Origin of the sequence: Kitasatospora sp. NPDC004723 (genome assembly GCF_040609255.1) — a bacterium.
Lineage (GTDB): Bacteria > Actinomycetota > Actinomycetes > Streptomycetales > Streptomycetaceae > Kitasatospora.
In genome coordinates, this window is record NZ_JBEXJT010000018.1 from 119,412 (window position 1) to 138,337 (window position 18,926).

Annotated in this window: 15 protein-coding genes; 8 read left to right on the plus strand and 7 right to left on the minus strand. The window is 75.8% G+C overall.

Going from position 1 to position 18,926, the window contains the following annotated elements:
* Position 1: 1 nt before the first annotated feature.
* Genes ABZW10_RS19635 through ABZW10_RS19645 form a run of 3 tightly spaced genes read right to left on the minus strand, consistent with a single transcriptional unit; the run spans position 2 to position 3,395 of the window.
* Positions 2–1,627, minus strand: a complete 1,626-nt coding sequence (locus ABZW10_RS19635) for an FAD-dependent monooxygenase (RefSeq protein WP_355367065.1) — start codon at positions 1,625–1,627, stop codon at positions 2–4.
* Positions 1,624–2,367 carry an HAD family phosphatase gene (locus ABZW10_RS19640; RefSeq protein ID WP_355367068.1) on the minus strand — a complete coding sequence of 248 codons (744 nt, stop codon included), beginning with the start codon at positions 2,365–2,367 and terminating at the stop codon, positions 1,624–1,626. The genes ABZW10_RS19635 and ABZW10_RS19640 overlap by 4 nt, the downstream gene beginning before the upstream one ends.
* Positions 2,358–3,395: a ScbA/BarX family gamma-butyrolactone biosynthesis protein gene (locus ABZW10_RS19645; protein WP_355367071.1), complete on the minus strand. Its 1,038-nt coding sequence runs from the start codon at positions 3,393–3,395 to the stop codon at positions 2,358–2,360. Before ABZW10_RS19645 ends, ABZW10_RS19640 begins: the two co-directional genes overlap by 10 nt.
* Positions 3,396–3,782: 387 nt before the next feature.
* Here ABZW10_RS19645 and ABZW10_RS19650 point away from each other — a divergent pair, with 387 nt between their 5' ends.
* Entirely contained in the window at positions 3,783–7,001 is a 3,219-nt protein-coding gene (locus ABZW10_RS19650) for a BTAD domain-containing putative transcriptional regulator (protein ID WP_355367074.1), read from the plus strand.
* 51 nt (positions 7,002–7,052) lie between these two features.
* Here the strand turns inward: ABZW10_RS19650 and ABZW10_RS19655 are convergent, their stop codons facing one another.
* The 4 genes from ABZW10_RS19655 to ABZW10_RS19670 form a co-directional block, all read right to left on the minus strand.
* Positions 7,053–7,976 (minus strand): hypothetical protein, encoded by a 924-nt coding sequence (locus tag ABZW10_RS19655; protein ID WP_355367077.1) that lies wholly within the window; start codon positions 7,974–7,976, stop codon positions 7,053–7,055.
* A complete protein-coding gene (locus ABZW10_RS19660; RefSeq protein ID WP_355367080.1) occupies positions 7,973–8,494 on the minus strand; it encodes a SigE family RNA polymerase sigma factor in 522 nt (173 codons plus the stop codon). The genes ABZW10_RS19655 and ABZW10_RS19660 overlap by 4 nt, the downstream gene beginning before the upstream one ends.
* 178 nt (positions 8,495–8,672) lie before the next feature.
* Positions 8,673–10,019, minus strand: a complete 1,347-nt coding sequence (locus tag ABZW10_RS19665; protein WP_355367083.1) for an FAD-binding oxidoreductase — start codon at positions 10,017–10,019, stop codon at positions 8,673–8,675.
* 97 nt (positions 10,020–10,116) lie between these two features.
* Positions 10,117–10,500 (minus strand): VOC family protein, encoded by a 384-nt coding sequence (locus tag ABZW10_RS19670; protein ID WP_355367086.1) that lies wholly within the window; start codon positions 10,498–10,500, stop codon positions 10,117–10,119.
* A 115-nt stretch (positions 10,501–10,615) separates the two neighbouring features.
* Here ABZW10_RS19670 and ABZW10_RS19675 point away from each other — a divergent pair, with 115 nt between their 5' ends.
* From ABZW10_RS19675 to ABZW10_RS19705, 7 genes are all read left to right on the plus strand, one after another.
* Positions 10,616–11,305 carry a TetR/AcrR family transcriptional regulator gene (locus tag ABZW10_RS19675; protein WP_355367089.1) on the plus strand — a complete coding sequence of 230 codons (690 nt, stop codon included), beginning with the start codon at positions 10,616–10,618 and terminating at the stop codon, positions 11,303–11,305.
* A gap of 56 nt (positions 11,306–11,361) precedes the next feature.
* Positions 11,362–11,796 (plus strand): GNAT family N-acetyltransferase, encoded by a 435-nt coding sequence (locus tag ABZW10_RS19680; RefSeq protein ID WP_355367092.1) that lies wholly within the window; start codon positions 11,362–11,364, stop codon positions 11,794–11,796.
* 93 nt (positions 11,797–11,889) lie between these two features.
* Positions 11,890–12,444: an SRPBCC family protein gene (locus ABZW10_RS19685; protein WP_355367095.1), complete on the plus strand. Its 555-nt coding sequence runs from the start codon at positions 11,890–11,892 to the stop codon at positions 12,442–12,444.
* Between the two features lie 90 nt (positions 12,445–12,534).
* Complete coding sequence (locus ABZW10_RS19690; RefSeq protein WP_355367098.1) at positions 12,535–14,115, plus strand: class I adenylate-forming enzyme family protein; 1,581 nt, start codon at positions 12,535–12,537, stop codon at positions 14,113–14,115.
* Entirely contained in the window at positions 14,112–15,347 is a 1,236-nt protein-coding gene (locus ABZW10_RS19695) for an FAD-dependent monooxygenase (RefSeq protein ID WP_355367101.1), read from the plus strand. Before ABZW10_RS19690 ends, ABZW10_RS19695 begins: the two co-directional genes overlap by 4 nt.
* On the plus strand, positions 15,344–17,368 hold the full coding sequence (locus ABZW10_RS19700) for an FAD/NAD(P)-binding protein (protein WP_355367125.1): 2,025 nt from the start codon (positions 15,344–15,346) through the stop codon (positions 17,366–17,368). The genes ABZW10_RS19695 and ABZW10_RS19700 overlap by 4 nt, the downstream gene beginning before the upstream one ends.
* On the plus strand, positions 17,365–18,780 hold the full coding sequence (locus ABZW10_RS19705; protein WP_355367104.1) for a lyase family protein: 1,416 nt from the start codon (positions 17,365–17,367) through the stop codon (positions 18,778–18,780). The genes ABZW10_RS19700 and ABZW10_RS19705 overlap by 4 nt, the downstream gene beginning before the upstream one ends.
* Positions 18,781–18,926: the final 146 nt, after the last annotated feature.

Here is an 18,926-nt window from a genome sequence, read left to right on the forward strand (position 1 = left end):
CTCACGGAGCGGGGGTGGCGGAGCGCTGCCCGGTCGGCAGCGCGGAGAGCAGCTCGCCCACCCGGCCGGGCCGGTCCAGGGTCACGACCCGGGCCACCACCCCGTCCGGGCGCAGATGGCAGGCCAGGGCCGCCGCCCCGGCCTGCCCGCCCGGCAGCCGGCCGGCCGCGAGGTCGTGGCCGGACGGCCCCGCCGGTACGGGCACGGGCCCGTCCGGCGGCAGCAGCAGCAGGACGTCGGCGAGATCGCGCACGCCGCGCCGGGTCAGCTCGGTGGCGGCCTCCTCGGCCGCCGTCGCGGCCTCCTGCCCGGCTCCGGCGACCAGCACGGTGTGCCGTCCGGTCGCGAGGTAGCCGTGCAGGGAGGTGGCACCGGTCCCGCCCATCGGGCGGAGCGGGGCGTCACCGAGCCGTCGGCCGGGGGTCGGACCGCCCGGCGCGGGCGTGCGCCCGACGGCCGGACTGGCCGTCAGATCGAGGTCGAGCTGGGCGAGTTCCGGGACGATGCGGCGCTCCAGGGCGCCGCTGCGGGAGAGCGCGCCGAGCAGCAGGTCGCGCAGGGCGCGGGCCGGGCGCGGCTTGAGCAGCCAGAGCCTGGTCTGCCGTTCGGAGTTGCGCACCGCCCGGGCGGAGGTGGGACGGCGCTCCGGGTCGTAGCTGTCGAGCAGCGCCGGATCGCCGCCGCGCAGCACGGCCGCCAGCTTCCAGCCGAGGTCGAAGCCGTCCTGGACACCGGTGTTGAGGCCCTGGCCGCCGGCCGGGCTGTGGGCGTGCGCGGCGTCCCCGGCGAGGAACACCGGGCCCTGCCGGAACGTGGCGGCCACCTTGGTGTGCACCCGGAAGCGGCTGGTCCACCAGGTCTCCTCGACGGTCCAGCGGCCGCGGCCGCGGGCGTCCAGGAGCTGCTGGAGCTCGGCGTTGTCCGGCGGGCCGGTCCGGCTGCCCGGGGGCAGGTCGAAGAAGATCCGGTGGCCGCCCTCGGGCAGGGCGACCAGGACGAGCACGCCGTCCGGGCTCAGGTGGTACTGCGCCTCGGTGGGCGGCAGGTCGCCGGCGATCCGGCCGTCGCCGAGCACGAACTCCCGGTCGTAGCTGCTGCCCTCGTAGGGGATCCCGAGCGCCTCGCGGACGGTGCTGCGGACGCCGTCGGCCCCGATCAGCCAGGGGACGGCCACGGTCTCGACCGCGCCGCCGGCCGACTCCAGCCGGACCACCGCCCGATCGCCGGCCGCCTCGACCGAGGTGGCCCGGGTGGCCCACTCGACCCGGCCGCCGAGGCCGAGCAGCCGCTCGTAGAGCAGTTCCTCGGTGACCGGCTGGGGCACGCAGAGCGGCCCGGGGAAGCGGGTGCCGGTCAGCGTGCCGAAGGAGACGCCGGCCAGCCGGCGCCCGTTCGACCAGTACGAGGCGCCGGTGAGCGGCAGGGCCCGCTCGGCGACGGCGTCGGCCACGCCGAGGCGGTGCAGCGCCTCCAGGGCGCCGCTCCACATCACCAGGGCCTTGGGCTCGGCGGCGAAGCACTCCCGGCGGTCCACCAGGCGCACCGGCACCCCGTGCTGGAGCAGGGCGCAGGCCGCGGTCAGGCCGGTGGGGCCGGCCCCGACCACGAGGACCTGCGGCGCCGTCATCGGAGCGCCCCGTCGGCCGGGCGGCCGAGGTCCTCCGCCAGGGGGTGCCCGAGCCGGCTGGAGACCTCGCGCAGGGCCTGGGCGGTCAGCCGCTCGGAGACGTCGCGCACGGTCTGCGCGGTGTTCTCGAACAGCACCGTGTGGAAGCCCAGCCGCTGGGCGGCGTCGAGGTTCTCGGCCGTGTCGTCGATGAACAGACAGCGCCGGGCCGGGGCATCGAGCCGCTCCAGCAGCCGCAGGTACAGCTCCGGGTCCGGCTTGCGGACGCGCTCGGCCGAGGAGTCGACGACCACGTCGAACAGCTCCTCCACCGGGAGGGTGGCCTGCCAGCGGGGACGCCACTCCACCACGTTGTTGGTGAGCAGCGCGATCCGGTAGCCGCCGGACTTCAACTGCCGGGCGAAGTCCACGAGCTGGGCGTTGGCCCGACGGCCCTGGAACCACAGCTCACCGAACGGCCGGCCGCCCAGGGCGGCGGCGGAGCCGGGCGGCAGCTCGGCCAGCAGGCGCTCGGTGAACTCCTGCTCGGTGATCGCCGCGACCTCCAGCTCCGCCATCGGGCTGATCCCGTGGCGTGCGGTGGCGGCCGCGAAGGCGGTGCCGATGGCCTGCAGGTCCAGGCCGGTGCGCACGCCGAACTCGGTGAAGGTCTCGGCGAGCGGGTTGGTCAGCACGCCGCCGTAGTCGAGGACCACGGTGTCGATGCCGTCGGCCGACGGGACGAGGTGGTTCAGCTCCACTGGGTCACCTCGACGCCGAGGGTGGCGACGGTGTTGCCCTCCTGGGAGACGGTGATCGCGACCGGGACGGTCACGGCGCCGAGCGCGCCGTCGAAGCTGGCGTCGCCGACCTCGGCGACCGCCTTGGTCACCAGGTCCAGTTCGGCGAAGTCGGTGAAATCGGCCTTCGCCGCGGTGACCACCAGGCTCTCGGCGGGCAGGCCGTGCAGCTTGGCGACGGCAGCCACGGACAGCTGGCGGGCGGCCTCCAGCTGGAGGTTGCCGGGCACGTGGTCCAGCTTGTGGTCGAACAGGTGGGGGTGGTCGGTGTCCACCACCAGCAGCGCCGAGGCGGTGCCGGACTCGCTGACGGCGGGCTCGGTGAGCACGATGTTGGACGCGTCCCGCCGGCCGACCAGGGAGGGCGCGGAGCGCAGCAGCTGCGGGTGGCGCGGCGAACGCCCTTCCAGCTTCTTGCGGTTGCCGGCCCGCAGCATCTGGAAGGCCCGGTTGGTGACGAAGGTCAGCGCGCCGGAGCCGACGATGGCCTGCACGCCGTCCAGCCAGAAGACGCCGGTGAAGTCGAAGCCGAGCACCCGGCCGGCCGGGTTGCGCTTGGGGCGGACGGTGGTGGAGAGCACGGCGTGCGCCGGGCGCGGCCCGATCCGCAGGGCCTCCAGTCCGGAGATGGTGAGGTTCAGCGAGCTGAAGATGAAGGCGCGGTCCAGCGGCACGTCCAGGTAGCGGTGCGCGACCAGGACGCCGGACTGGCGCAGGACCTCGACCAGCAGCAGGAAGTCGTAGCTCCCGCCGCGCTCGCCGACGACGTGGGCGCGCGGCAGCTGGGCGGCGACCTCGAAGGTGTGCTCGTCGCTCTCCGGGTCCGGATCGCCGACCCGGGCCGAGTCGGTGACGAACACCTCGGCGATGGCGGCACGGTGCACCAGGTCGCGCGGCACGGTGGAGGCGAAGGTCAACTCGGTGGTGGGCGCGTGGTTCCGGGACTCCTCGGAGTCCGCCAGTCTCAGCAGCTCGGGTGTGGCGTTCATGCAGATCCCCCCGGTTGGCAACATCGGTTTCCCGGACAAACGGCTCGAAGGACGGCCCGACCGCGGAACGGCCTCGGTACGACGGGCCGGCCCCCTCACCGGCTACGGCCGGGGACCTCGCGGCTCCCGGCCTGCGGCAACTGTCCGGCGCCGCGCTGACCGTCCGCTGAAGGCGCCGGGAAGGACGCGGGAAGCGGCGGGAAGCGGGGGGAAGGGACCCGGGAGGGGGATCCGCCGGGAGGGCGGCGGCACACCGGCGTCGGTCATGTCCCTGCCCAGGATTGGCGGAGCCTACACAAACGATGCGGTAACGATCCGGGGCCCCTCCCACGGCCGGTGATAACGTCCGCGTGGGGGCGAGACGTCACAACGGCTTTGGGGGGAGCGTTGGCTGACGACGTGTGGTTCGAGGTTCTCGGACCGGTACGGGTCAGACGGGGACAATTCGCGGCGGACCTCGGACCGCCCCGGCAGCGGGCGGTGCTCGCGGTCCTGCTGCTCAACAGCGGGCGTCCGGTGCGCACCGAGCGGATCGTCCAGCTGGTCTGGGGCGCCGACGCCCCCGGGCGCAGCGTCAACCTGGTGCAGAAGTACGTCTCCGGCCTGCGCCGGGCGCTCGCCGGACTGGCCACCCTGGCCTGGACGGATGCCGGCTACGTGCTGGCCGCGCCCGGCACGGTGGACGTCGAGCGGTTCGAGGAACTGCTCGTCGACGGGCGGGCGCGGCGGACGAACGGCGACGCGGCCGGCGGCGCGGAGGCGTTCACCGAGGCGGTGGCGCTCTGGCGCGGGCCGCTCGCCCAGGGCGTGGACGGGCCGGGCATCGAGCCGCTGCGGCTGCGGCTGGCCGAGGCCAGGCTCGGCGCGCTGGAGGACCTCTTCGACCTGGAACTGGAGCTGGGCCGGTTGGCCGGCCGGATCCCGGAACTGCGCCGGCTGGCGGCCGAACACCCGCTGCGCGAGCGGTTCCAGGCCCAGCTGGTGCTGGCACTGGCCCAGTCCGGGCGGCAGGCGGAGTCGCTGGAGGTGTACGAGCGGGTCCGCCGGCTGCTCGCCGACGAGCACGGCCTCGACCCGGGGCCGCACCTGCGCGCCGCCCAGGAGCGGGTCCTGCGGCTGGCCCCAGCGGATCCGCCCGCGCCCGCCGAGGTCCGGGACCGGCCGCAGGTCCCGGTGCCGGTGCCGGTGCCGGTGCCGGTACCGACGGCCGGAGCGGTGGAACCAGCGCAGCCACCCGCCCCGCCGGCGCCCCGGACGATCGCCCCGGACGTTCCCCGGCCGGCCCAACTGCCGCTTGGCCCGCGGGGGTTCACCGGGCGCCGGGAGCACATCGACCGGCTCGCCGAGCTGCTGCGGCCCGCCGACGGCACGCTGTCGCTGGTCTGCCTGGAGGGCACCGCCGGGGTCGGCAAGACCGCGCTCGCCCTGCACGTCGCCCACCGGGCCGCGCCGCTGTTCGCCGACGGCCAGCTCTTCGCCGACCTGCACGGCCACGGCCGGGCCGCGCCGGCCGGCCCCGCCGAGGTCCTCGGCGGCTTCCTGCGGGCCCTCGGGGTGCCCGCCGAGCGGGTGCCGCAGGGCGTCAACGAGCGGATCGGCCTCTACCGCTCGCTGCTGGCCGGCCGCAGCGTCCTGGTGGTGCTGGACAACGCCCGGGACGCCGACCAGGTCCGGCCGCTGCTGCCCGGGGGCGGCGGCAGCACGGTGCTGGTCACCAGCCGCCGCCGGCTGGTGAGCCTGACCGTCCGGGAGGGCGCGCACCGCCTCGTCGTCCCGGTGCTGCCGGCCGCCGAGGCGCACCGCCTGGTGACCGCGCTGCTCCAGCCCGGGCAGGACGACGACACGGCCGCCGTGGACGAGATCGTCCGGCTCTGCGCCGGACTGCCGCTGGCGCTGCGGATCGTCGCCGCCAACGCGGCCTACCGCTCCGACGTGCCGCTCGGCCGGATCGCCCGGGAGCTCACCGTCGACCGGGTGGCCGCGCTCTCCGCGCCGGACGAGGCGCAGACCGCGCTGGCCGGCTCGCTCGGCCTCTCCTACGACCTGCTGCGCACCAACGTCCGCACCTTCTTCTGCCTGCTCGGGCTCGTCCCCGGGCCGGACTTCACCGTGAACGCCGCCGCCACGATGGCCGGTTCGCCGCCGGCCACGGCCGAGCGGCAGCTGCGCGAGCTGGAGGTCGCCAACCTGCTGGAGCGGGTGGAGGACCGCTACCGGTTCCCGCACGAGCTGCTGCAGCTCTTCGCCCACGAGCGCGCCCACCAGCGGCTGACGGCCGGTGAACGGACCACCGCGCTCGGCCGGTTGTTCGGCTGGTACGTGGCGACCGCCGCCGCGGCGGGCAGCGGCGGCCCCGCCCCGCGCCGCAGCGTCGACCAGGCGGGCGTGGTCACCCCCGAGACGGGGTGCGCCGCCCGGGAGGGCGACGGGGACCTGTCCGCGGAGTTCGCCAACCTGACCGCCGCCGTCCGGTACGCCGCCGAGCACGGGCCGCTCCCGGTCGCCTGGCAGCTCGCCGACGCGCTGCGGCCGTTCTGCAAGCAGCACGCCCGGCTCACCCAGTGGTCCCGGCTGGCCGAATCCGGTCTGGCCGCCGCCCGGCAGGCCGGGGACCGCAGGGCCGAGGCGGTCATGCTGATCAACCTCAGCGACGCCAACCACAACTCCGGCCGGATCACGGCCGGTGAGGACTACGCCCGGCAGGCCCTGGCGCTCGCCCGTGAACTGGGCCGGCCGCAGATCGCGGCGGCGGCGCTCGACCAGCTCGGCCGCGCCGCCTGGATCCGCGGCCACCTGGCCGAGGCCCGGACGCTGCTCACCGAGGCCGTCGAACTGCACACCCGCAACGGCGACCCGCTGGGCCTCGCCGTCTCGCTCGCCGCGCTCGCCCGCACCGAGTTCGACTCGGGCAACCGGCCCGACGCCTACCGCCACTACACCCGCTGCCTGCGGCTGGCCCGCACCATCGGCTCGGACGCCCTGGAGACCATGGCGCTGGCCGAACTCGGCATGGCCCACGCCGCGCTGGGCCGGCCCGGGAACGCCGTCCAGTCACTGCGGGCGGCGCTCTCGCTCGGCCGCACCGGCAGCCACCGCCGGGCCGAGGCGCTGGTGCTGGCCGTCCTCAGCCGGCTGCACGCCGAGGCCGGGCGCACCGAGGAGGCCCACACCGCGGCCCGCGAGGCCCTGCACGCGGCCGAGTCGCACGGCGACAGCTGGACGGAGGCCGAGTGCCTCAACGCCACCGGCGCCGCCGCGCTGGCCACGGACTGTCCGGCCACCGCCGCCGCCCGGTACGGCGCCGCGCTCACCGTGGCCGGCCGGCTCGGCTACCGGCGGGCCGAGCTGCACGCGCTGGTCGGGCTCGCCGAGGCCGCCCTCCAGCAGGGCGACGCCGAGCGGGCCGGCGACCTCGCCGACCGGGCGCACGCCTCGGCCTCCGCGCTCGGCTACCGGCCGCTGGCGCTCACCGCCCAGGGCGTCCGGAACCGGCTGCCGGCCGAACCGGGCCGCGCGGAGCCTGACAGCGCCGAGCCGGACAGCGCCGAGCCCGACGACGCGGAGCCGGACGGCGCCACCCGGCCGAGCCCGCTCGGCGCGCACTGACGGCTGCGCCGGAGCCGCGTGCCGGGGATGGCACGCGGCTCCGGCGGTCGGTCAGCTGTCCAGCCAGTTCTTCTCGGTCGCGATCAGCTTGCCGTCGGCGGCGAAGAGCCGCAGCTCGGCCGGGATACCGCGCTTGGCGACGGCGATCCAACGGGCCTCGGAGTCGCCGAGGCCGAGGATGGCCGGCTCGGCGCTGACGCCGTCGGTCCACCGCACCTCGGCGCGGGCGACGCCCGGACGGATCAGCCCGGCCTGGGCCTTCGGGACGTGGAACAGCGGGTCGGCCTCGCCGTTCTTGGCCTGGCGGCCCAGCCAGACCTTGCCGGAGGAGTCCGGATCGCCGTAGAGGAGACCCACCGGGGAGCCCGGCGGTGCGACGAGGGCCTCCGCGGGGGTCGCCAGGCGCTTGCCGTCCAGGACGTAGTAGAAGACCACGTGGTCGGCGTCCGGGGTGCCGTACTCGTTGACGTACGCCTCGGTCGGCGCGGGCCACGGGTAGCCGGCGGCGGCGTCCTCCTCCCAGATCCGCCGGGCCTGCTCGTGGATCCGCTCCTTGCCCGGGGCCGGCCACAGGGCCGCCCAGACACTCCACGGCTTGCCCTCCTCGGTGCCCGCGAGCACCTGGATCCGGGTCGGGACGAGCGGGTCCCGGGGGCCCTGCGCCGCAGCCGGGGCGGCGCCCGGGAGGACGGCCGCGACGTCGGCGGACGAGACCGCCACCGTCGCGCTGCCGGCCGCCGGACCGCCGACCCCGCCGCTCACCGCGGCGACACCGCCCGCCGTGGCGAGCAGAGCCAGCGCCAGCACGCCGCCCAGCGACGCCCGCCGCCGGACCGCCCGCCGCCGGCCGCCTGCCAGCACCGCCGCGTACGGCGCCGGACCCGCCTCCACCGTCCCGGCCAGCCCGGCCAGCGCCCGGGCCACCTCCTCGTCGCCCTCGACCGCCGCGTCCACGGGCGTCCCGTCGCGGTTCATGCCGCACCTCCGATGCTCGTCATGGTGATGAGTGAGGAGAGCCCACGCAGCTTGGCGATGCCCTTCGACGCCTGACTCTTGACCGTGCCCACCGAGCAGCCCATCGCGGCGGCGGCCTGGGACTCGCTGAGGTCCTCCCAGTACCGCAGCACCACCGCCTGGCGCTGCCCGGGCGGCAGCGTGCCGAGCGCGGCCAGCAGCGCGGCCCGGTCGTCCAGCCGCTCGAAGCCGTCCGGGCCGGTCCGCTCCGGCACGGCGGTGACCAGCTGTTCCGGCACCCGGCGCCGGAAGCGGCGGGCGTGCTCGTTCACCACGATCCGGCGCACGTAGGCGTACGGCTCGTCGGCCCGGGTGACCCTCCCCCAGGCGGCGTAGGTCCGCTCCAGTGCGGTCTGGACGACGTCCTCCGCCAGGTAGCGGTCCCCGGTCAGCAGGAACGCGGTGCGCAGCAGACGCGGCCAGGCACCGGTCACGAACGCGTTGAACTCCGCGTCCCGCTCGGCCTTCTTGGCTCTCATGAGTACCTCCTCACCCGACCAGAGCCCGGACCGGCCCCGAACCGTTGCCGGGCACGCCGACGGCCGGCCCCGAAGGACCGGCCGAACGGGCAGAACACCAGGTCAGGAGGACAGCGTGGCAGGGATCGGACCGCCGGGACCGGGAGGCGGGGACCAGGAGGCGGGGACCAGGAAGGGATCAGGAGGCGGGCGGGATGTTGAAGTTGAGCCGGAACAGGTTCCCCGGGTCGTACGCCGCCTTGAGCTCGGTGAGCCGCCGGTGGACCGGCTCCGGGTAGGCGGTGCGCACGGTGGCCGGGTCGGCGTCGTCCATCCCGAAGAAGTTGGCCAGCGCCCCGCCGGTGGACCACGGCCGCAGGCTCTCGTGCAGCGCGCTGTGCGCGGCGCGCAGTTCCTCCAGGGCGAACGGGCCGATCACTCCGGTGGAGAAGGCGAGGTACTCGGCGTCCCGGCCGCCGACCGCGTTCGGCACGGCCGGCTCGCGCGAGTACGCGCCGCCCTGCAGCCGGATCTCGACGATCAGCGGGCTGCCGGCGTCCGGCCCGGCGAGGTCCAGCACGGCGTCCGCGGTGGCGGCGGTGAACGCGCGCAGCGTGCTGTTGCGGTCGCTCGCGGGGTGCGCGAACGGCGGCTCGTGGTGGATCGTGCCGGCCTCGGTGAAGGGCAGCTCGCGCACCGTGTCCAGCAGCGGGGTGCCGAACGCCCGCAGCGGGCGCACCCACTCCTCGCCCTGCCCGGCCGGGCCGCTCCAGGCGACCCGCAGCACGGCGGCGTACCGGCCGCGGAGCGGCTCGGGGACGGCCTCCAGGTCGGGGTAGCGGATCAGCTGGGCGGAGGTGGCCAGCTGCTCGGGGACGGTCCGGCTCCAGGCGGCCCAGCCGTGCAGCGCGGCGGCCGCGGACTCGGCCGGGAAGTAGAGGCCGCCGCCGTACAGGCCGGTGCACGGGACGAGGCCGATCTCCATCTCGGTCACGATCCCGAAGTTGTCCTTGCCGCCGAGCAGCGCCCAGAACAGCTCGGGCTCGGCGGCGGGCGTGGCGGTGCGGTGCCGGCCGTCGGCGGTGACCACCTCCAGCCGGCGGACGTGGTCGGCGGCGAAGCCGTGGTGGCGGCCGAGCAGGCCGATGCCGCCGCCGAGGGTGTAACCGACCGCGCCGACGTCCGGGTTGGAGCCGCTGAGCGGGGCGAGGCCGTGCGGGGCGGCGGCGGCTATCACCTCGCGCCAGCGGACGCCGGCCGCGACGGTGGCGGTGCGCGCGGCCGGGTCGACGGTGACGCCGTCCAGCCCGGCGGTGTCGATCACCAGCTCGCCGTCGGTGGGCACGGAGATGCCGTGGCCGGTGGCGCGGACGGCGACCGCGAGGCCGTTCGCGGCGGCGTACCGGACGGCGGTGGACACGTCCTGCGGGTCGGCGGCGACCACCACCAGGCCCGGGCGGTGGTCCAGCGCGAGGTTGTAGCCGGTCCGGTGGGCGTCGTACTCGGCGTCGCCGGGCCGGTACACCGGCCCCTTGGTCTCGATCATGCGGGGAGGCTAACCCGCCCGGGGGCGGAGCAACCCCGTCCGCATCCGATCTCTGTCAGGTTTCCGGCCACGGGAGTTGACGCCCCATCAGGCCGGTTCACCGGCTGTCGCCGGAGGCCCGGGTCATGATCTCCAGGTTGTGGCCGCTCGGGTCCTCGAAGTAGGCGCCGCGCCCGCCGAACCAGTCGTTGACCCGGCCCGCGTGGCGGTGGAAGGGGTCGGCCCAGTAGGTGAGCCCGCGCTCCCGGACCCGGTCGAGGATGGCGTCGAACTCCTCGTCGCCGACCAGGAAGGCGTAGTGCCCGGTGGGGACCGGCCCGCCGACCCGCATCACGTCCAGGGCGACGTCGTTGGCGAGCCGGACGACCAGGAAGGGCTCGCTGCGCACCGGGGCGGCGACGCCCAGGACCTCGCTGAGGAAGCGGGCGGTCTCCTCGTCGTCCCGCGCCGGGACGATCGTGTGGTTCAGCTGAACGGCCATGGAACCCTTCCCTCCTGGGGCTTCCGGACGTCTGTCGAGCGTAGGACTTCAAGTCCGCTTCACGTCAAGTGTGTCGTAAACTACACGATGTAGTGCACCGCAAGGAGGGTTTCCCGTGACCGACCAGACCACCCCGCAGGCCACGACCGCCCCCACGCCCCCGGCCGCCGGACCGGGCGGCGACCGCCGCGGCATGCCGGAGAAGCGGGTGGCGATCGCCCGCGCCGCGCGCACGGTGTTCGGCCGCGAGGGCTTCACCCGGACCAGCGTGGACGCCATCGCCGCCGAGGCGGGCGTCTCCAAGCGCACCATCTACAACCACTTCGCCGACAAGGAGCAGCTGTTCCAGTCGGTGGTCCTGGAAGGCGCCACCGCGGTGGCCGCCACCCAGGCCAGGATCGCCGACCGCCATCTGCGCAAGATCGTCGACCTGCGCACCGACCTGATCGACTTCGGCCTGGAGCGGGTCGACTCGCTCACCACCTTCGCCGAGCACTGGGCGCTGGTGCGCACCATCGAGGCCGAGGCGCTGCACATCCGCCCGGCGCTGCTGGAGGCCTGGCAGGAGGCCGGTCCGCGGGAGACCCACCGGGTGCTGACGCACTGGATGGCGGAGTTCGCCGAGCGCGGGCTGCTGGTGGTGCCGGACCCGGAGGAGGCCGCCCGGATGCTCAACCTGCTGACCTTCCTCGCCGTCGCCCAGCCCACCTTCTACGGCGCGCTCCCGATGCCGCCCGAGCGGATCGACGAGGTCGTCGCGAACGGGGTCACGGCGTTCCTCGCGGTGTACGGCGCCGGGCAGTAGCCTCCCGGGGAGCGCCCGGGCACCCGGGCCGCCACGACCCGCGGGGGGAACGGGACATGGAACTGACCGTGGTGGACATCGGGCCGGGCACGCCCGAGCTGCACCGGGACGTCGCACCGCTGATCCGGGCGCTGCGCCCGGCCCTCGGGGCCGACGCCTTCGCCGCCTTCGCCGCCGAGGCGCACGCCCAGGGGCTGGTCTTCACCGCCGCCTACGACGAGCGGGGGCGCTGCCTGGCGGTGGCCACCCACCGGGTGCTGGCCACCAGCCGGGGCCGGCTGCTCTTCGTCGAGGACCTGGTGACCGCGCCGGCGGCCCGCTCGGCGGGGATCGGCGGGCGGCTGTTCACGGTGCTCGGGGAGCGGGCCCGGGCGGCCGGCTGCGTGCGGATCGAGCTGGACTCGGGGACGGCCAACCACGGCGCGCACCGCTTCTACCACGCCCACCGGATGGCGGTCACCGCCCTGCACTTCGGCCTGGAACTGAAGTGACCGGACGCTGATCCGTCAGGTCCACGGCCGGACTTGACGGACCCGGCGGCGCGCCTTTGACCCTCCCGCGCGCCACCGCCCAGGATTCCGGCCATGGGAGACATCACAGAAAGCATCGCGGAAATCGCGCCCCTTTTCCTTTCCCGCTCCGAGATCCGGATCTCCGCCGCCCCGGCCGAGGTCTATTCCGTGATCAGCGACCTCCCGCGCTGCGGCGAGTGGAGCCCGGAGTGCCAGGGCGGCAGCTGGGTGTCCGGCGAGCCGTCCGCGGTCGGCTCGGTGTTCCGCGGCGAGAACCTGCGCAGCCCGGAGGTGGTCGCCTGGGCGCCGGTGGTGCGCGGCACCTGGTTCACCCACGCCGAGGTGGTCGCCGCCGAGCCCGGCCGGACCTTCCGCTGGGCCATGCGGGACAGCGCCGGCCGGACCCAGGACAGCGTCTGGGCCTTCGACGTCGCGGCCGCGGAGGACGGCGGCAGCGTGCTGGTGCACCACTTCCGGATGGGCAGCGCCACCGAGGGGATCCGCGGGATCACCGCGGAGATGGACGAGGACGGCAAGCGCCGGTTCTTCGCCGAGTGGGGCGAGAAGGTCGCGGCCGACCTGGGGGCGACCCTGGAGCGGATCAAGCAGGTCGTCGAAAAGGGCTGAAAAAGCCGATCCCCCCCTGAAGCGATTCCGAAATCCCCTGCACGTCCCTGAAAGCACAGCGACCCGCAACCCCACCGAGAGGGCGGAACGGTGCTCCTTCAGCGCATAGCCAACCGGGGAATCCGACTGGGCACGCTCTTCGAGCGGGCCGCCGTCCGGAACGGCGCGAACGTGGTGATCCTCGACCACGACCTCGACATCGCTCCCGAGCTGGGCCGGCGGGCCACCGTCGCCGAGCTCGCCGACCTGGTCGACGACCACGCCTCCCGGCTGTGGGCGGCCGGGGTCCGCCCGGGCCGCCGGGTGGTGGTCCACAAGTCGAACAGCTTCGACATCACCCTGCTCGCCTGCGCCACGGCCCGGATCGGCGCCGTCCCGGTGCTGCTCTCGCCCCAGCTGGACGGCGCGACCGTCACCGAGCTGGTGCGCCGCACCGGCGAACCGTTCCTGCTCACCGACGCGGCCAAGCTCGTCGAGGAGCTGCCGGCCGAGGTCTTCGACCTGGCCTCCGGCGTCCTGCTGGCCTCCGGGGAGCACCCCGGCGCCGTCCCGCTGGCCACGCTGGCCGGCTCGCCGCGGGTCGCCCCGGTCACCCCGGCGCCCGACCACCCGACCCTGATCACCCACACCTCCGGCACCACCGGCACGCCCAAGCTGGCCGTGCACACCGGCCGCACCCTGGAGGCCCGCTACCGCCCGCAGGCGGCCGTGCTGCGCCCGGTCGTCCCCGGGCGGGAGACCATCGCGATCCACGTCTCCTTCGTGCACTCCCGGCTGGTCACCGCCCTGGCGATCTCGCTGTTCCGCGGCTTCCCGGTCCTGGTGCTGGCGCACTCGGAGCCCGCCCACGTCGGCGCGCTGTTCGCCCGGCTGCGCCCGGGGATCCTGGAGGCGCACCCCAACTCCTTCATGGAGTGGGAGGAGCTGGCGAAGGACCCGCGCCGCCCGCTGGCCAACGTCAAGCTGTTCTCGTCCACCTTCGACGCGATCCACCCGCGCACCGTGCGCACCATGCTGGCCGCCTCCGCGCGGCGCGCACCGGTCTTCGGCCAGCTGTACGGGCAGAGCGAGGTCGGCCCGGCGGTGGTGCGCTCGTTCTCCCGGCGGCGCGGCGCGGACGCCGACGGCCGCTGCGTGGGCATGCCGTTCCCCGGCTTCACCGACGTCCGGGTGGTGAGCCGCAACGGCGCGCCCCCGTCGGAGGACAACCCGGGGTTCATCGAGGTCCGCAGCGACGGCCGGATCGTCACGTACCTCGGCGAGCGGGCCCGCTACGAGCAGCAGGTCCAGGACGGCTGGTGGCGGATGGGCGACGTCGGCTACCGCACCCGGTGGGGCTGTGTGCACCTGCTGGACCGCGAGGTGGACCTGATTGAGGGCTTCGGCTCCACGCTGGCCGCCGAGGACACCCTGTTCGCCCGGCTCGCCGAGCTCGCCGAGGTGGTGATCGTGCCCGGCCCGGACGGCCGGCCGGTCCCGGTCGTCTGCACCAAGGGCGACCGCCCGCTCGACCCGGCCGCCTGGCGGGCCGCCGCGGCGGGCCTGCCGCCGATGGCCGACCCGGTGCAGTGGCGGCTCGGCGAACTCCCGGCCACCGCCACCACCAAGATCAAGCGGCTGGAGCTGGCCCGCCGGCTGGCGTCCGCCGAGAGCGACGGGCCGCTCCGGTGAGCGGGGGCCGCGACACCGCCGCGACCGTGCTGGTGGCCGGCGGCGGGATCGGCGGGCTGGCCGCCGCACTGGCCCTGGCCCGGGCCGGCCACCGGGCGGTGGTCCTGGAGCGGGCGGCGGAGTTCGCCGAGATCGGCGCGGGCATCCAGATCGCGCCGAACGGCATCCTCGCGCTGGAACGGCTCGGCCTCGGCGACGCCGTCCGGGCGGCCGGGGTGCACATGGCCGAGCTGCGCTTCATGGACGGCGTCACCGGCGAGCACGTCACCAGCCTGACCCTCACCGAGCGCTACCGGCAGCGGTTCGGCAACCCGTACGTGGTGGTGCACCGGGCCGAGCTGCACGGGCTGCTGCTGCGCGCCTGCCGGGCCGAGCAGCGGATCGAGCTGCGCGCCGCCACCGCCGTCACCGGCTACCGGCAGGACGCCGCGGGCGTGACCGCGCTGCTGGCCGGCGGCGGCGCGGTGCACGGCGACGCGCTGGTCGGCGCGGACGGCATCCACTCGGCGGTCCGCGCCCAGCTGGTCGGCGACGGCGAGCCGCGGATCTCCGGCATCACCGTGTACCGGGCGGTGATCCCGATGGAGCTGGTCCCCGAGGAGCTGCGGCTGCTCACCTCGGTGACCTGGTGGACCGGCCCGCACTGCCACTTCGTCCACTACCCGATCGCCGGCGGGGCCTTCCTCAACCTGGCCGCCTCCCGGGACAACGGCGCCACCGAGGCGCTCGCCAACGTGCCGGTCCCCGAGGAGACGGTCGCGGAGCAGCTGGCGGGCCTGGCCGCGCCGGCCGCCCGGCGGCTGCTGGCACTCGGCGAGGGCTGGCGCTCCTGGGTGCTGGTGGACCGCGACCCGGTGGAGCGCTGGACCGACGACCGGGTGGCGCTGCTCGGCGACGCCGCGCACCCGATGCTGCACTACGCGGCCCAGGGCGCCTGCCAGGCGCTGGAGGACGCCGTGCTGCTGGGCGAGTTGGCCGACGGCACCGACGCCCTCGCGCGGGCCTTCGCCTCGTTCGCCGCCGAACGGCGCGCCCGCACCGCGGCCGTGCAGCGCGCCGCGCGGGAGTCGATCCGGCTCTGGCACCCGGCGGGCGAGGCCGCCGAGGCCCGCAACCGGCTGCTGCGCGGCTTCTCCGAGGGCGAGCTGCACGAGCGGGTGGCCTGGATGCACGGAGTCAAGACCTTTTCATCATCTGATCACCACAACTACGATGGCGAGCCGTGGGAATGATCGACCGTCATCTCCAGATCTGTGTCATCGGCGCGGGCCCGCGCGGCCTGTCGGTACTGGAACGACTCTGCGCCAACGAACGAACCCGGCCCGCCGGGTCCACCGTCACCGTGCACGTGGTGGACCCGGCGCCCCCCGGCGCGGGCCGGGTCTGGCGCACCGACCAGTCCCGGCACCTCCTGATGAACACGGTGGCCTCGCAGATCACCGTGTACACCGACGACAGCGTACGGATCGAGGGCCCGGTCGAACCCGGCCCGAGCCTGTACGAATGGGCAAAATCCCTTGCCCGGGAGGGCAGTTCCGCCGGCCCTCCGGTCCGCCGCGACGACCAGACCCTGGCCGAGGCCGCCGACCTGGGCCCGAACACCTACCCGACCCGCGCCTTCTACGGCCAGTACCTGCACGACGCCTTCCGCGCCGTGGTCGCCGCCGCCCCGCCCACCGTGACCGTCCGGGTGCACCGCTCCCGGGCGGTCGCGATGGCCGACGCGCACGGCTTCCCCGGCGGCCCGCAGGGCGTCCGGCTGGAGGACGGCACCCGGCTGAACCGGCTGGACGCCATCGTGCTCGCCCAGGGCCACGTCCCCGCCCGGCCCACCCCGCGCGAGGCGCGCACCGCCAGCCTGGCCCGGATCCACCACCTCGACTACGTCGCCCCCGCCAACCCCGCCGACGTCCACGTCACCACCCGGCCCGGCCAGAGCGTCCTGCTGCGCGGCCTCGGCCTCAACTTCTTCGACCACATGGCGCTCTTCACGCTCGGCCGCGGCGGCCACTTCGAGCGGGTCGACGGCACCCTGGTCTACCGCCCCTCCGGCACCGAGCCCAGGCTCTACGCCACCTCCCGGCGCGGCATCCCGTACCACGCGCGCGGCGAGAACGAGAAGGGCGCCCACGGACGCCACCTGCCCCGGCTGCTCACCACCGAGGTGGTCGCCGCGCTGCGCGAACGCGCCCGCCGGGGCGAGCCGGTGCGCTTCGCCACCGACCTGTGGCCGCTGGTCTCCCGCGAGGTGGAGGCCGTCTACTACGGCGCGCTGCTCACCGCCAGGGCCCGCGGCGCCGAGCGCGCGGACTTCACCGACCACTACCTGACCGCCGACGACCCGGCCGCGGTGCTCGACGCCCACGGCCTCCCGGCGACCGAGCGGTGGAGCTGGGACCGGCTCTCCCGCCCGTACGCCGGGCGGGAGTTCACCGACCGCGCGGACTTCCGCGGCTGGCTGCTCGACCACCTGCGCCAGGACGTCGCCGAGGCCCGGGCCGGCAACCTCAGCGGCCCGCTGAAGGCCGCCCTGGACGTGCTGCGCGACCTGCGCAACGAGATCCGGCTGGCGGTCGACCACAGCGGCATCGAGGGCGGCTCCTACCGGGACGACCTGGACGGCTGGTACACCCCGCTGAACGCCTTCCTGTCCATCGGCCCGCCGACCGAACGGATCGAGCAGCTGATCGCGCTCGTCGAGGCCGGGGTGCTGGAACTCCTCGGCCCCGGCACCGAGATCCGGATCGACCCGGTCGACCCGGCGTTCACCGCGCACTCCACCGCCGTCCCCGGCCCGCCGGTCCGGGCCTCGGTGCTGATCGAGGCCCGGCTGCCCGAACCCGACCTGCGCCGCACCGACGACCCCCTGCTGCGCCACCTGCTGGACACCGAGCAGTGCGCCCCCTACCGGATCCCCGACGGGCACGGCGGCAGCTACCAGACCGGCGGCCTCGCCGTCACCGAGCGGCCCTACCGGCTGCTGGACGCGCGCGGCCGGGCGCACCCGCGCCGCTTCGCGTACGGCGTGCCGACCGAGGCCGTGCACTGGGTGACCGCCGCCGGCATCCGCCCCGGCGTCGACTCGGTGACCCTGGGCGACTCCGACGCCATCGCCCGCGCGGTGCTGGCGCTCTCCCCCGCCCCCGAGTGGCCCGCCGCGCCGCTGCCGCCGCGGGAGGGCACCGCCGACGCCGACGGCGCGTTCCTGGTGAACGAGACCGACGAGACCCGACCGAGAGGCGTCGTCGTATGACCGACCAGCACACCGCCCCGACCGGGGCCGACACCGACTCCGGGCTGCTCTCGCCCGTCCGGGCCGGCACCCCGGTCGAGGCGGCCGTGGCCGACCGGGCCTGGCTGCAGGCCATGCTGGACGCCGAGGCCGCACTGGCCCGCGCCCAGGCCGGGCTCGGCACGGTGCCCCCCGCCGCGGCCGCCGCGATCACCCGGGCCGCCCGCGCCGAGCACTTCGACGCCCGCGAGCTCGCGCTCGCCTCCCGGGAGACCGCCAACCCGGTGGTCGGCCTGGTCCAGGCACTGGCCCGGGTGGTGGCCGCCGAGGACCCGGCCGCCGCCGAGTACGTGCACCGCGGCTCGACCAGCCAGGACATCCTGGACACCGGCGCGATGCTGGTCGCCGCCCGGGCCCTGCGGCTGATCCGCGCCGACCTGGAGCGCACCGCCGGCGCGCTCACCGCGCTGGCCGCCGAGCACCGGGACACCGTGCTGGCCGGCCGCACCCTGGCCCTCCAGGCGGTGCCCACCGCCTTCGGCCTCAAAGCGGCCGGCTGGCGGCAGCTGGTGCTGGACGCCGACCGCCGGCTCGCCGCCGTCCTGGCGGACGGGCTGCCGGTCGCCCTCGGCGGCGCCGCCGGAACCCTGGCCGGCTACCTGGAGTACGCCCGGCTGGACGGCCCGGACCCGGACGTCGACGCCGGCGCCTACCTGGACCGGCTGGTGGACGCCTTCGCGGCGGAGACCGGACTGGCCCGCCCGGCACTGCCCTGGCACGCGCTGCGCACCCCGATGGCCGACCTGGCCGCCGCGCTGGCCTTCACCGCCGGAGCGCTCGGCAAGATCGCGGTGGACGTGCAGTCGCTGACCCGCACCGAGGTCGGCGAGGTGGTCGAGCCGGCCGCCGCCGGGCGCGGCGCCTCCTCCGCGATGCCGCACAAGCGCAACCCGGTGCTGTCCACCCTGCTGCGCAGCGCCGCGCTCCAGGTGCCGGTGCTGGCCGCCGGACTGACCCAGTGCCTGGTCACCGAGGACGAGCGCTCCGGCGGCGCCTGGCACGCCGAGTGGCTGCTGCTGCGCGAGTGCCTGCGACTGGCCGGCGGCGCCGCGTTCACCTCGGTGGAGCTGGCCGAGGGCCTGCTGGTCCGTCCGGAGCGGATGCGGGCCAACCTGGAGCTCACCGGCGGACAGCTGGTCTCCGAGCGGATCGCCGCCCGGCTGGCGCCCGCGCTCGGCAAGGCGGAGGCCAAGCGGCTGCTGACCGAGGTCTCGCTGACCGCCGACCGGGAGGGCCGTCCGCTGGCCGAGGTGCTGGGCGAACGGCCGGAGCTGACCGGGCACTTCACCCCGGACCGGATCGCCGAGCTGTGTGACCCGGCCGGGTACACCGGCGCGGCCGGCGCCCTGGTGGACCGGGCGCTGCGGACCTGAACGCGCGGCCGGGGTGCCGGGGTGGCGGGGGGGGGGGGGGCCCCCCCCCCCCCCGCCCGGCGCCGCGGGGGGGGGGGGGGCGCCGGAGGGAAACACCCCGGGGGAGATAGGGAGAGAGGGGGGGTGGGGCAAAGAGGTGTATTGTT

Coding starts and splice junctions, on each gene's coding strand:
- ABZW10_RS19665 (WP_355367083.1), bottom strand. CDS start 10,019: ATGATCGAGACCAAGGGGCCGGTGTACCGGCCCGGCGACGCCGAGTAC.
- ABZW10_RS19660 (WP_355367080.1), bottom strand. CDS start 8,494: ATGAGAGCCAAGAAGGCCGAGCGGGACGCGGAGTTCAACGCGTTCGTG.
- ABZW10_RS19635 (WP_355367065.1), bottom strand. CDS start 1,627: ATGACGGCGCCGCAGGTCCTCGTGGTCGGGGCCGGCCCCACCGGCCTG.
- ABZW10_RS19705 (WP_355367104.1), top strand. CDS start 17,365: ATGACCGACCAGCACACCGCCCCGACCGGGGCCGACACCGACTCCGGG.
- ABZW10_RS19680 (WP_355367092.1), top strand. CDS start 11,362: ATGGAACTGACCGTGGTGGACATCGGGCCGGGCACGCCCGAGCTGCAC.
- ABZW10_RS19670 (WP_355367086.1), bottom strand. CDS start 10,500: ATGGCCGTTCAGCTGAACCACACGATCGTCCCGGCGCGGGACGACGAG.
- ABZW10_RS19700 (WP_355367125.1), top strand. CDS start 15,344: ATGATCGACCGTCATCTCCAGATCTGTGTCATCGGCGCGGGCCCGCGC.
- ABZW10_RS19645 (WP_355367071.1), bottom strand. CDS start 3,395: ATGAACGCCACACCCGAGCTGCTGAGACTGGCGGACTCCGAGGAGTCC.
- ABZW10_RS19655 (WP_355367077.1), bottom strand. CDS start 7,976: ATGAACCGCGACGGGACGCCCGTGGACGCGGCGGTCGAGGGCGACGAG.
- ABZW10_RS19685 (WP_355367095.1), top strand. CDS start 11,890: ATGGGAGACATCACAGAAAGCATCGCGGAAATCGCGCCCCTTTTCCTT.